Source organism: Rhodococcus sp. 66b (assembly GCF_002076325.1).
GTDB classification, from domain to species: Bacteria; Actinomycetota; Actinomycetes; order Mycobacteriales; family Mycobacteriaceae; genus Rhodococcus_F; species Rhodococcus_F erythropolis.
In genome coordinates this window covers 269,857-282,500 of record NZ_MUZB01000002.1, presented here as the reverse complement: position 1 = coordinate 282,500, position 12,644 = coordinate 269,857, and the positions used below count along the sequence as shown (strand labels likewise).

Here is a 12,644-nt window from a genome sequence, read left to right as displayed (position 1 = left end):
TTCCTTTCGGGACCTTGGGACTCAGGTATCTGTGACCTGACGTGGCAGACTCTTTCGAGTCGAGGTGCACCAGCCTCGAAACAGTGCCGAGAAACCGAGGGGTCCTATGCGCAATATCTACCGGTCATTGATGCGCAATGTCGGCCATACACAATGGTTCTCGGATCTCGGCAAGGATCTGGTTCCGCTCGATCGAGCAGTGCAGAGAGCGTCGGGCGGCAAGCTCTCACTCGTCGGCGAGAACACCGTGACCCAGCTACTGCTCACCACCACTGGCCGCAAGACCGGCCGTTCTCGCACTACGCCACTTCTGTACGCACCCGACGGCGATGCGTTTGTCGTCGTCGGATCCAACTGGGGGCAGGATACGCATCCAGCGTGGACACTCAATTTGATGGCAAATCCCACCGCAATCGTGACAGTGAAGGGCGTCGAAATACCGGTCGGTGCGAGTCTGGCGGAGGGCGCCACGCGTAAGAAGTTGTGGAAGCTCGCGACCACCACGTGGCCACCGTACGAAACCTACGCCGATCGAGCATTCGGGCGCCAGATCCGCGTATTTCGACTCCAACCTGTCAAATAGCTGCTGGCGAGCGCAGGATGGGAAGGACCACCCTGCCGATCTCAGGAGCATTCGCGAATGTCCACAGCACTGACTCACGCAGAAGACACACAGATCACAGCTTCCAACGGGCGGATCGCACTGGAGCCGAACCCCCGCCGCATTCGAGCATTCTTCGCTGGTCACGCCGTCGCGGACACCACTCGTTCGGTGTACCTTTTCGAACGCGGCCGCCTGCCGATGTACTACATCCCTCGCGCGGACGTTCGCACCGAATTCCTCGTCCCGACGTCGACGACCACCCATTGCCCCTGGAAAGGCGACGCCACCTATTGGACGATCGAGATCGGGGATCGCCGGGCCGAGGACGCCGTCTGGTCCTACCCTGAACAGTTCGACGGTTCCCTGGACCTGAGTGAGTACGCCGCGTTCTATTGGGATCGCATGGACGCCTGGTACGAGGAGGATCAACAGGTCTTTGTCCACGCCCGCGATCCATACGTACGTATCGACGCACTCCCCTCGTCCCGACACGTCCAAGTTTTTGTCGGCGACGTACTGGTCGCCGAGACGACGCGACCCAGACTGCTGTTCGAAACCGGACTGCCCACGCGGTACTACATTCCGAGAATCGACGTTGGCAGCGAGTACTTTGTGCCGTCCCCGACCACCACGGCCTGCCCGTACAAGGGCACTGCGTCGTATCTGTCCTTCACCGGCACAACCGAACTCGCACCGATCGAGGATCTGGCGTGGTTCTATCCGTTCACTACCGCCGAAGCGTCCGGGATCGACAACCACGTGTCGTTCTATCCCGAACGCGTCGGCAAGATCCTGGTGGACGGTACCGAAATCTGACAGGCGCCGAAATCTGACAGGTGCGGGGATCCGAGAAGGTGCGGGTGCCTATCCCACCGAGACAAGGGATTCCGGGATTCGCAGTTCAGTCTTTTCCAGCCGGCGATCGTGCATCCACACCAACGCCGTTGCAACGGAGAAGACCAACCCGGCGATGCATACTCCGTTCCAGCCGTACGACTTCCACACCATCGACCCCACAGCCGAGCCCACGGCGGCACCCACGAAGTAGGTGGTCATGTACACCGAGTTCACACGCGAACGCGCTTCGGGGACAAGGGCGTAGATCACGTTCTGGTTGCTGACGTGCACTCCCTGCAGCGCGAGGTCGGCAAGAACGATGGCAACAAGAAACCACACTATATGCGTGGCACCGGAGGCAAACGGAAGCCACGAGACCAACAGAATCGCGATAGCTCCGCCCGTCGCCACCTGACCCAGTCCCCGATCGGCCAGTCTGCCCGCCACGGTCGCCATCAACGCTCCCGCCACGCCGAGTAGTCCGACCAGGCCGATTTGAGTATCGCTGTAGCCGAATTCGCCGGAGAGAAGAAAGGCCATTGTCGTGAAGACTGTGCTGACGGCAGCAAAAGCCAGCCCGCCCATGGCCGATCGAGTTCTCAGGCGCGGCAAGGTCGCAGCCAACTTCCCTACCGACACGAGCGTTGCGCCGTAGCTTGCCTTCGGTCGATCGGCGGAATCGGAAGGCAGAGATCGCCACAGTGCCACGGCCATCACCACCATCAGAACCGCCGCAACCTTGTAGACCGTCGACCAACCTCCCAGTCCGGAGAGCACGCCGGCAACACTGCGCGCCAACAGGATTCCGATCAGCAGTCCGCTCATGATCGTTCCGACCACCTGACCGGACCTCTCAGGTTCGGCCAGTGAGGCGGCAAACGGAATCAGCACCTGGGCAGCAACCGAAAAGACCCCTGCCACTGCGATTCCCACGGCAAGCGTGGCAAAGTTGGGCGCAAATCCGCTGACCGCTTGACCGGTAGCCGCCAGCAGCATGAGCCCTACCGTCAGCTTGCGTCGGTCGACCATGTCGCCTACCGGAACCAGAAGTATCAATCCGAGTGCATACGCGACCTGTGCAATGGTCACCGTCGCGGCCGCTGCGGAGGCCGAGACGTTCAAGTGATCCGAAATGGAATCGAGAAGTGGCTGATTGAAGTAGTTACCGCCCGCGCACAGACCCGTCGCTGCAGCCATCAGCAGCACTATCGGTAGTCCGAGCCTCGGACGCGCGTCGCTTGAAATCATGTCGTCAAGCATGACCGCCCACACCGACGTGCGTCCAATAGATAGATATGCATGATCTATCTCCAGAAGCGATAGATTGGTGCAATGGAACTACGTCACATCCGCTACGCCCTGGCAGTCGCGGAAGACAGACACTTCAGCCGTGCTGCCGCGCGGTTGCACGTTTCACAGTCTGCGTTGAGCTCCCAGATCAGAGACCTCGAAAAGGAACTGGGAGTCGAATTATTCAACCGCAACAGTCGAAACGTCGGCCTGACTGCTGCCGGGGAGGTTTTTGTCGCCCGCTCCCGTGAGGTGCTCGGCGCCGTGTCGAGACTGGTCAGTGATGTCTCGGCACGGAGCAACGAGCAAGTGCGGCTGACGGTCGGCACCATTACCTCGGCGGGGCGCGTCGACGTCGGCCGTGCGCTGGCAGATCTGACACGCCGCCACCCTGCAATCAACATCACCGCGCGACCGTACGGCAGTGAAGTAGTTATCGAAGGAGTCCGGTCCGGCGCAATCGACGTCGGCATCGTCGGATTGGCCGCAGGTCGCCTACCCAAGAGCTTTGCCGCCGCACCGTTGTGGAGTGAACCCACCGCAGCGTTTGTTGCTCCCGACCATCCCTTTGCCCAGGCCTCGTCGATCAGACTCGAAGACCTACGGGATCACACTCTCGTGGACTTCGCCTCCGGCAGCGAGGCCCGTGTCCAAACCGACCAAGCCTTCGCCGAATCACAGGTCCCACGCGGAAAAACGCTCGAAGCCAACTCGGTGGACCTGATCTGTTCACTGACCGCCAACGGCCTGGGTGTCGGTTTGCTCCCCCAGTCCATGAGCGCCCTACATCCCGAACTGGTCTGTATTCCGATCACCGATGCGCCGCATCGGATCGTCCACGCAATTACCGAACCCACCCATTCGTCGGCGCTCGCCCGCGAATTCGTCGAACTACTCGCGGCGCAGTTCGCTACTTGAGCAGTTTCGACATTCGCCTGTCCGCCAACGGCTTACCGCCTGTCTGGCACGTCGCACAGTATTGAAAAGAACGCTCCGCGAACGACACCTCGCGTACGACGTCACCGCACACCGGACAGGGAAGTCCGGTGCGAGCATGTACTCGCATCCCCGAGCGTTTCTCACCTTTGAGCCGCGCCGCGTCCTGACCTTCCGAACGCTCGATCGCGTCGGCCAGCGTGGACCGCATCACGGCATACAGCGTCGAAATCTGCTCCGGCGTCAGCCGCGACGAGGTCGCGAATGGCGATAGTTTCGCGGTGTGGAGGATCTCGTCCGAGTAGGCGTTCCCGATGCCGGCGATCAACGACTGATCGACTATCGAGTTCTTGATCCGCGCCGACGTCCCGCCCAGAATCTCTGCGAACTCAGCTTCTGTCACAGCCATCGCGTCCGGCCCCAACCGGGCGATGCCCGGAACCTCCTGCGGATCGTTCACCACCCACACGGCGAGACGTTTCTTGGTGCCGGCTTCGGTGAGATCGAATGCCGGCGTCAACCCTTCAGGTGTGAAGAAATGAACGCGCAGCGCCAACGGCCCCTTCCCCGGCTTCGGCGGCGTTGGCGACGGATTATCGAGCCACCGCATCCAACCGGCACGGGAGAGATGCGTGACCAACCACAACCCGTCGCAATCCAGAGCCAGATGTTTCCCGAAGCGGGCGGCGCCCGTGACGTCACGCCCTTGCAAAGCCGTGATCGGCGGATCGAAGGTCTTGAGCACACTCAATGCAGCGATATCGACGCGTCCCACTACTGCGCCGACCGCGTGCTGACGAAGGAACCCTGCCAGCGCTTCCACCTCGGGTAGTTCAGGCATGGCATCAGACTAACGCCGACCACGGACACTCACCGTGTGCTCAGTCCGTTTCGGTCAGCAGAACCACCGAGTGTCCACCGCGCGCCTTCGCTGCGTACATCGCGCGATCTGCACGTCGCAGCAAAGTGGGATAGGCGATGAGTGCATCGTCCGGCGATTCGAAAGGACCTGCGACCTTCGCGATTCCGACGCTCAGGGCGACCTCGGAATGGTCGGGAGCAGTGACCGTTGATCGCTGAAGTTCTTGTTCGAGTCGATCGACCGAGCGTTGATCGCCCGAATCGACGATGATGAACTCGTCGCCGCCGATCCGTGCGATCAAGGCCGCCGGGCCGGCGCATTCGACCAGTCTCGATCCGACCTTCTCGATCACAGCGTCCCCGACTGTGTGCCCATATTCGTCGTTGATGGTCTTGAATCGATCGATGTCGACAGCGGCGACAACGACAAGCGCCGAATTCGCGTACGACCGCTCCAGTAGCAGTCGCACCTCGTCGGCCAGTCCCCTCCTGTTGAGTAGTCCGGTCAGTGGGTCCAACTGCGAATTCAGCGCATCGGTGCCGAGGATGGAGAAGATGAACTGACAGGCAAAGGGGATCACGTAGATCGCCGCGCCGACGAGAACTGTCAAAGCGATCAGAACCGGAACATCCGAATAGTTCTCGACAACGGAAATGCGCGTCACAATGCCGATGACTACGACGAATACCCACAGCATGTGAAGGCTCTGTATTCGAGCATTGTGGAAGAACGCGATGTATCCGCCGATCACCGAGAACATCACGGCATGTGCCAGTGCCGCAAGTGGATTGGAATACAACAGCATTGCGGCCGCTATTCCCACTTCCGAATAGAGCACAAAGGCGTATGACCAGGAACGGGAGAGGTTGCGCCTCGTCGAGAGGGCGACGGCCATCATCACGGTTATGACGATGATGACTGCGTTCGCGGTGCGCGCGTGCGGAGTGGTCGGTCCCTGTGGACTGAAGCGAGTCAAGAACATGATCACGGTGACCAGCACCAACGAGCAGACGACAAGAAACCGCGAGGCGACGGTCAACCCTTTGTCCGCGAGATAGCGATTGAAGGTGTCGAATTGGTCCGGACGCCGATACCAATCGACAAGTTGAGAAGAGATCAGCCGGAATGCGGGGCCGGAGAGCGGTCGTTGAGACGCGACGGCGTCCGAACGCTCCACACTCTCGGCAGATTCCATAGGGTCAGGGTAATCCAGTCAACTCCCCGCAATCAGACAATTCTCACTGTTTGCCGTCCCACATCACAACTCGATCGCCGCCGGCGGCCTTCGCGCGGTACATCGAGGCGTCTGCTACTCGAAACAGTTCCGTCAATTCCTCGTCGGAAATGATCGAAGACCATTCGGCAGAGGTGATCGCGACTCCGACGCTGGTCGTCACCGCCGGATCACGATCGTCGATTCGGAGGTGCCTTCGTAGATTGTCCTCGAATGCGGGCGCTGCATCGACGTCGATCGTGTCCACCAAGACGAACTCGTCCCCACCGAATCTGGCGAAGAGCGCCTTCTCGCCGCCGCACCACCGCAGTCGATCAGCAATCTGACGAAGTACGAGATCGCCTTCCTCGTGCCCCCGCGAGTCGTTGACGCTCTTGAAGGAATCGACATCGACGATCGCGACGACATACGACGACTTGCTCGACGCGTGCCCCGTTGCCCCCATTTCGACAACAGCTCGCTGCAGCCCGCGCCGATTCAGAAGGCCGGTCAACGGATCCACATCCGAACTGTCCGCGTCGGAGCCGAGAAGTGAGAGGACGAACTGGCAGGCGAACGGGATGACCACGATCCCGGTGGCGATGATCAGACACAGTGCGGTGGCCAACGCAGGATCCGCGTAGACCGCGACCTTTCGTCCGACCACTGCCAGAACCACGATGGACAGGGCGATGTGAATCGCCTGGAGTCTCGCGTTGTGAAAATACGCGATGTACCCACCGATCAGTATCAAGAGCACGCACTGGATCAACCCGATGAAGGGGTCACTGTTCAAGAACACACCGACAAATACGCCGACCTCGCAGTAGGCGACAAAAAAGTACGACCACCGACGCGTGATTTCGGGCAGAAGGCAGAAGAGCACGATCACCGCGACCGTGACTCCGATGATGACGGCGTTGACGACGCTGGTGACGTGGTTGTGCACGCCCGCGTCGCTGAAGCGCAGCAGAGTCATCGCAACGATGACCGTCGTCAGGGAACCGATGACCAGCAATCGGACGGCTAGCTCCAGGCCCTTCGTGGCGAGGTATCGATTGAAACTGTCGAATTGATCAGGACGCCGATACCACTGAACGAGAAGATCGAAAGCCGACTTCACAGCTGATTTTTCACGGCCACGCGGAGCGGGCAGAATCGACTGCAGTCGGTCCTGCCCGAACGATGTCATGCGCAGATCATAGGTGCGCAGACCGTCGTTCGGGATCAAGAGCGCAGGATCGAGGCCGCAAATCCGCGGTCGGTGTCAGCGCCGAACGAGGTACGTGTCCATGATCCAACCGTGCTTCTCGCGCAGCTCCGCCCGGCGCGCGACGATCCGATCTTCGACGTCGCGCAGGTTGCCGGAAATCAACTCCTCGTCCGCGGTTCCGAGGTATGCCCCCCACCAGATTTCGGCATGGTCTTCGGCCACCTGAGTGAAGGTGCAATGCGCGTCGAGCATGACGACGGCGTTGTCCACGCCGTCGGGTAATCCCTCGGCCAGTTTGCGGCCGGTCGTGATGTGGATGGGTTCGCCGATTCGGTTGAGGACGATTCGGTGCTGTGCGGCCAACGACTGCACGCTGGTGATTCCCGGGATGACGGAGTAGTCGAACGTCGCTCTCCCGCGAGCGAGCACCCGCTCGACGATCCGCAGAGTGCTGTCGTAGAGGGAGGGGTCACCCCAGACGAGAATCGCTCCGACGCCAGGTTCGGCCGCGAATTCCGCTTCGAATTTCGCGGCCCGACGCTCGTGCCAGTCCTCGACAACCCCCTCGTAATCGGTCGGGGTTCGGTCCCGCGGCGGGTCCGTGATCTCGACCACCTTGTAGTCGAGGTGAACGTGCTCGTCGAGGATGCCGGTTCGCAAGTCGACCAGAGCCTGCTTCTCGTCACCCTTTCCGATGATGAAGAACGTATCGGCCCTGTTCATAGCCTTGATCGCCTGAACCGTCACCTGGTCGGGATCACCCGCACCGATACCGATCACCAAGAGTTCGCGCATGTGCCGAGGCTATATTGCCGTGCGCCTTTATTAACCGCGGGAGGTTAATAAAGGCGCACGGCAAGGCAGGCCCTAGACTGATTCCCGTGACTGTCTCCACTGCTTACGAAGACCTCCTCCGGCTCGTCATGGAGACGGGTACTGCCAAATCCGATCGAACCGGAACCGGCACCCGCAGCATCTTCGGTCACCAGATGCGTTTCGATCTTGCCGACGGCTTTCCGCTCGTCACCACCAAGAAGGTCCACCTCAAGTCGATCGTCAACGAGCTCCTGTGGTTCCTGCGCGGCGACTCCAATGTGGCGTGGCTGCACGAGCACGGCGTCTCCATCTGGGACGAGTGGGCCGACGAGAACGGCGAACTCGGCCCCGTCTACGGCGTCCAGTGGCGTAGCTGGCCCACCCCTTCGGGCGAGCACATCGACCAGATCACGCAGACCGTCGAGACCCTGCGCTCCAACCCCGATTCGCGGCGAATCATCGTCTCGGCGTGGAACGTCGCCGACATTCCACAGATGGCTCTGGCTCCATGCCACGCGTTCTTCCAGTTCTACGTCGCCGACGGCAAGCTCTCCTGCCAGCTGTACCAGCGCAGCGCCGACATGTTCCTCGGCGTTCCGTTCAACATCGCCAGCTACGCGCTGCTCACCCACATGATGGCCCAGCAGGCCGGACTCGACGTCGGCGAGTTCGTCTGGACCGGCGGTGACTGCCACATCTACGACAACCACGTCGACCAGGTCACCGAGCAGCTCGGTCGCGAGCCCCTTCCGTTGCCGACCCTGAAGCTGAACAAACGCGACTCCATTTTCGACTACACCTTCGAGGACGTCGAGATCGTCGATTATCAGCACCACCCTGCGATCAAAGCACCGGTAGCGGTCTGACGATGACCGATCGCACAGTCACCCTCATCTGGGCGCAGGCCCACGACGGCGTCATCGGCGTCGACAACACGATCCCGTGGCGCGTGTCCGAGGACATGGCTTACTTCAAACGCGTCACCATGGGACATCCGGTGATCATGGGACGGCGCACCTGGGACTCCATTCCACTGAAGTTCCGGCCGTTCAGCGGGCGTCGGAACATCGTCGTCACGCGCGATCCGCAATGGCAAGCCGAAGGCGCCGAGGTAGTCCACGGGCTGGACGACGCCTTGGCGTTGCCGGACGGTGACGTATTTGTCGTCGGAGGCGGGCAAATTTATTCGGCTGCACTGCCATTCGCGACGCATCTCCTGGTGACCGAGGTCGACCTCGACATCGCCGGTGATGCCTTTGCTCCCGAGATCGGCCCCGAATGGAACCTGAAGTCCGACGAGCCCTGGCAGACCTCGGAGAAGAGCGGGCTGCGCTTCCGCTGGCTGGAATACACGCGCTGACCGACTTCCGCCGATAACGAGGCACCTCGCGAGTGAGTCGGTCATACTCCAAGAACGACATTCACCGCTTCCGAGAGGTCTTCGATGGACAAGAAGTCACTGACCGCTCTCGCTCGTCAACAGTTGAAACTGGCGGGCTCGGCGACCAGCGGTCGCAGTTCACAAACCGTCTACGGCGGCCACCAGCGCAGCCTGCGACAGACGGTGATCGCCCTGAGCGCCGGCAAGAGCCTCGCCGAACACGACAGTCCGGGCGAAGCCACACTGTTGGTCCTGAGCGGGAAGCTGAATCTTGTGTGTGGGAGCGACCAGTGGAAAGGATCCACCGGTGATTTCCTCACCGTGCCGGCCGACCGCCACAGCGTCGAAGCGCTCGAAGACGTTGCATTTCTGCTCACCGTCGCTATGAAGGGTTGAAGTCGGTACCGTCTTCCGGGTGAGCGAAACCGTGATCGAAGTGTCCATCGTCGCAGCCCCGTCCGTTTTGTGGCCCGCCCTGCGCGACCCGTCGCTGATTCGTCGTTGGTTCGGCTGGGAGTACGACGGTCTCGACGACGAAATCGCCCAGATCTACTCCACCGCTGAGGCCGATCCCGAGGCACTGACGCTGAAACTCGGAAACGGTGACCGCTTCTCACTTCTCGAACAAGACGGCAAGACGGTCGTCCGCATCGATCGGCCGGCCAAATCTGCCGACGACGACTGGTACGACGACATCACCGAGGGATGGACGACGTTCCTCCAGTTGCTCAGATTCGCAGTGGAGCACCACGGACTCGCTGAGCGAAGAACCATCTATCTCGACGGCCTGCTGCTCCCTGGCGAGAATGCGGCAACCGTCCTCGGGCTCACCGAAATCGGTTTGGAAGCGGGAAGTCGATACGCGGCGACAATCGCTCCCGGCGACTATTTCGAAGGCGTCGTCGACTACGTCACCGATCACCAATTCGGGTTGACAGTCGAAGATCTCGGTCCTGGTCTACTCTCTGTCGCGACCCAGTCGGTGACTCCGCAGCGGCCAGACGGAGGCATGTCCATCCTGCTGACCACCTACGACCTGAGCGATGACGAGTTCGACGAAATCAAGCATCACTGGTCGTCGTGGTGGGAAGGTCGCCGTCAGGAGGGCTGACGTTCCGCGAGGCGATATGCTTCGACCATGGTCGAAGCATCGGGTCACAGTCCGGCACGCACGTTCGGCGAGTTGCTCGACCGCCTGGGCGATTCCAATGCAGACATACCGACACTCCACCGTCTGCTCGAGGCGGTCCTGGTGGTCGGTTCAGGTCTGGATCTCGACCTGACTCTCCAACGGATCATCACCTCTGCGACAACGGTTCTGGATTGCCGCTACGGCGCCCTGGGGGTTGCGGCGCCGGGGGGCGGACTCTCGGAATTCGTGTACGAGGGAATCTCCGGGTCCCAACGCGCGACCATGGGACATTTCCCCGAAGGTCATGGCGTTCTGGGTGTTCTGATGAATCACCCGCAGACTTTGCGTGTGGCGCATCTCGGCGACCATCCCGAATCGGTGGGATTCCCCGCAAATCATCCGCCGATGGAGAGTTTCCTCGGGGCGCCGATCATGATGCGAGGAAAGGTGTTCGGAAGCATCTACCTGACTGAGAAGCGCGGAAAAGCCGAGTTCACCCAAGAAGACGAGGTCATTCTCGAGGCCCTCGCCATCGCAGCCGGCATCGCTGTGGAAAATGCTCGACTGTTCGAGCAGTCACGAACTCGTGAAAGATGGCTCACCGCAACATCTGCCATTCGCTCGCGATTGCTGGCCGGTGACTCGCTCGAGGACGGCCTGCAACTTCTTGCCAGTCGCGTTCGGGACCTGACCGGCGTCGACGACGTGATCGTGGTGATCTGCGAGAACGGATACGCACAGGTTCACGCTGCAGCCAGCGCCAGAACCACGTCACGTGGAGTCAGAATTCCAGCGACGACCTATCCGTTCGACGTGGTGCGGAGCACTCGAAAGCTACAGGTACTCACCACTTTAGGTGCACTCACCGAACTGGTGCCGTCGGCCGGAAGTGCGGTCGTGGCACCGATGTGCGTCGCCTCGGGTGTAGTCGGCGCGGTCATCGTGGCGTCGAACTCGACCAACACGCACTGGGATCACGACGAACTGACCCGAATCGAGTCGATGGCCGAACTCGGCTCCGTTGCAATCGAGTTCGACGAGAAACAAAAGGCGCAACGCCTGTTATCGGTTCTCGCGGACCGCGACCGCATCGCACGAGATCTGCACGACAACGTCATCCAGCGACTGTTCGCGAGCGGAATGAGCCTGCAGAGCACGCTTCCGGACGAGACCCTCCCGGAGTCGGCGCGCGCGATTGTCAAACGATCCCTCGAACAGCTCGACAAGACAGTCCGCGAGATTCGGACAACCATCTTCGATCTGCAGACTCCCACAGCCACCGATTCGTCGAGCCTGCGCCGACGCCTCCTCGATGTCATCGGCGACGCCACCGCACAGTCCGCCGTGACCCCCAGCGTCCAATTCTCCGGCGCCATCGACACTCTGGTGAATCCCGGGATCCACCAGCACGCCGAAGCTGTGCTGCGTGAGGGGCTGAGCAACGTCCTTCGGCATGCACACGCACACCACATCACCATCGCAGTCACCGCGGACGTCGAATTTGCGATCACGATCGAAGACGACGGCGTCGGACTCCCCTCCGACTTCCACAAGAGTGGACTTCACAATCTCGAGCGCCGTGCCGAACATTGCGGCGGTACGTGCACGATCGTCAACCACGATCCGAGCGGTGCACGCCTGCTCTGGCGAGTACCGCTCGGGCGCACCAACTCGAATCGACCGAAGTCCGGTCGGTAGACCTATCGACTGCCGCTGCGGATTTCGGTGGCCAGCACCGCAGCCTGAGTACGACGCTGCATGCCCAGCTTCGAGAGCAGACGCGTCACGTAGTTCTTGACTGTCTTCTCCGCGAGGAACAATCGCGCGCCGATCTCCCGGTTGGTGAGTCCCTCTCCGATGAGGTCGAAGACTGCTCGCTCCTGATCGGAAAGTTCGGCCAACGGATCAGCTGTGCGGTCGCTACGGATCCGCTGCATCAGCGCCTCCGTCGCCCGACTGTCGAGCAGTGAACCGCCGCGCCCGACTGTGCGGACCGCAGCGACCAGATCGGTTCCGAGAATCTGTTTGAGGACAAATCCCGAAGCGCCCGCCATGATCGCGTCGAGTAGTGCCTCGTCGTCCGCGTACGACGTGAGCATCAGGCAGCGCAGGTTGGGCAGCATCGAGCGCAGTTCGCGGCACAGTTCGACGCCGTTGCCGTCCGGCAGCCGTACGTCCAGAACCGCGACGTCGGCATTGCTCTGCGGTACCGCAGCCAATGCTTCTCCCACGGATGCGGCCTCACCCACCACCACGAAGTCTTCGACCCCACCGAGTAGGTCGAACAATCCGCGTCTGACGATCTCGTGATCGTCGACCAGGAATATCCGCGTTGTCATCGAACCCCTCCAAAAGACATC

Annotated in this window: 14 protein-coding genes; 8 read left to right on the top strand and 6 right to left on the bottom strand. The window is 61.1% G+C overall.

All coding sequences use genetic code 11. The annotated features are described in order from the left end of the window. The first annotated feature begins 106 nt into the window (after positions 1 to 106). On the top strand, positions 107 to 583 hold the full coding sequence (locus B0E55_RS04330) for a nitroreductase/quinone reductase family protein (RefSeq protein ID WP_041815139.1): 477 nt from the start codon (positions 107 to 109) through the stop codon (positions 581 to 583). Positions 584 to 640: 57 nt separating this feature from the next. Then, complete coding sequence (locus B0E55_RS04325; protein WP_080909159.1) at positions 641 to 1,420, top strand: DUF427 domain-containing protein; 780 nt, start codon at positions 641 to 643, stop codon at positions 1,418 to 1,420. Between the two features lie 48 nt (positions 1,421 to 1,468). Here B0E55_RS04325 and B0E55_RS04320 read toward each other — a convergent pair whose 3' ends face one another. Continuing rightward, positions 1,469 to 2,701 (bottom strand): MFS transporter, encoded by a 1,233-nt coding sequence (locus tag B0E55_RS04320; RefSeq protein ID WP_080909158.1) that lies wholly within the window; start codon positions 2,699 to 2,701, stop codon positions 1,469 to 1,471. 72 nt (positions 2,702 to 2,773) lie between these two features. Between B0E55_RS04320 and B0E55_RS04315 the strand changes: the two genes are divergently transcribed. Then, complete coding sequence (locus B0E55_RS04315; protein ID WP_080909157.1) at positions 2,774 to 3,649, top strand: LysR family transcriptional regulator; 876 nt, start codon at positions 2,774 to 2,776, stop codon at positions 3,647 to 3,649. On the opposite strand, the gene B0E55_RS04310 is transcribed toward B0E55_RS04315, so the two are convergent. The 4 genes from B0E55_RS04310 to cobF all read right to left on the bottom strand — a co-directional run bounded on the left by B0E55_RS04310 (position 3,642) and on the right by cobF (position 7,750). Then, positions 3,642 to 4,508 carry an Fpg/Nei family DNA glycosylase gene (locus B0E55_RS04310; protein WP_019744780.1) on the bottom strand — a complete coding sequence of 289 codons (867 nt, stop codon included), beginning with the start codon at positions 4,506 to 4,508 and terminating at the stop codon, positions 3,642 to 3,644. The two genes, B0E55_RS04315 and B0E55_RS04310, sit on opposite strands and share 8 nt — an antisense overlap. Positions 4,509 to 4,548: 40 nt before the next feature. Continuing rightward, positions 4,549 to 5,724, bottom strand: a complete 1,176-nt coding sequence (locus tag B0E55_RS04305) for a GGDEF domain-containing protein (protein ID WP_019744781.1) — start codon at positions 5,722 to 5,724, stop codon at positions 4,549 to 4,551. A 43-nt stretch (positions 5,725 to 5,767) separates the two neighbouring features. Continuing rightward, positions 5,768 to 6,934 carry a GGDEF domain-containing protein gene (locus B0E55_RS04300; RefSeq protein WP_241896002.1) on the bottom strand — a complete coding sequence of 389 codons (1,167 nt, stop codon included), beginning with the start codon at positions 6,932 to 6,934 and terminating at the stop codon, positions 5,768 to 5,770. 75 nt (positions 6,935 to 7,009) lie between these two features. Next, positions 7,010 to 7,750: a precorrin-6A synthase (deacetylating) gene (cobF, locus tag B0E55_RS04295; protein ID WP_019744783.1), complete on the bottom strand. Its 741-nt coding sequence runs from the start codon at positions 7,748 to 7,750 to the stop codon at positions 7,010 to 7,012. Positions 7,751 to 7,836: 86 nt separating this feature from the next. On the opposite strand from cobF, the gene B0E55_RS04290 reads away from it, so the two are divergent. The 5 genes from B0E55_RS04290 to B0E55_RS04270 all read left to right on the top strand — a co-directional run bounded on the left by B0E55_RS04290 (position 7,837) and on the right by B0E55_RS04270 (position 11,982). Continuing rightward, positions 7,837 to 8,637, top strand: a complete 801-nt coding sequence (locus tag B0E55_RS04290) for a thymidylate synthase (RefSeq protein WP_003946427.1) — start codon at positions 7,837 to 7,839, stop codon at positions 8,635 to 8,637. 2 nt (positions 8,638 to 8,639) lie between these two features. Further along, on the top strand, positions 8,640 to 9,131 hold the full coding sequence (locus B0E55_RS04285) for a dihydrofolate reductase (protein ID WP_021345190.1): 492 nt from the start codon (positions 8,640 to 8,642) through the stop codon (positions 9,129 to 9,131). A gap of 84 nt (positions 9,132 to 9,215) precedes the next feature. Further along, complete coding sequence (locus tag B0E55_RS04280) at positions 9,216 to 9,548, top strand: cupin domain-containing protein (RefSeq protein ID WP_003946336.1); 333 nt, start codon at positions 9,216 to 9,218, stop codon at positions 9,546 to 9,548. A gap of 19 nt (positions 9,549 to 9,567) precedes the next feature. Beyond that, positions 9,568 to 10,263, top strand: a complete 696-nt coding sequence (locus B0E55_RS04275; protein ID WP_019744785.1) for a hypothetical protein — start codon at positions 9,568 to 9,570, stop codon at positions 10,261 to 10,263. Between the two features lie 27 nt (positions 10,264 to 10,290). Further along, positions 10,291 to 11,982: a sensor histidine kinase gene (locus B0E55_RS04270; RefSeq protein ID WP_021332279.1), complete on the top strand. Its 1,692-nt coding sequence runs from the start codon at positions 10,291 to 10,293 to the stop codon at positions 11,980 to 11,982. A 2-nt stretch (positions 11,983 to 11,984) separates the two neighbouring features. On the opposite strand, the gene B0E55_RS04265 is transcribed toward B0E55_RS04270, so the two are convergent. After that, positions 11,985 to 12,623 carry a response regulator gene (locus B0E55_RS04265; RefSeq protein ID WP_019744786.1) on the bottom strand — a complete coding sequence of 213 codons (639 nt, stop codon included), beginning with the start codon at positions 12,621 to 12,623 and terminating at the stop codon, positions 11,985 to 11,987. Between the last annotated feature and the right edge of the window lie 21 nt (positions 12,624 to 12,644).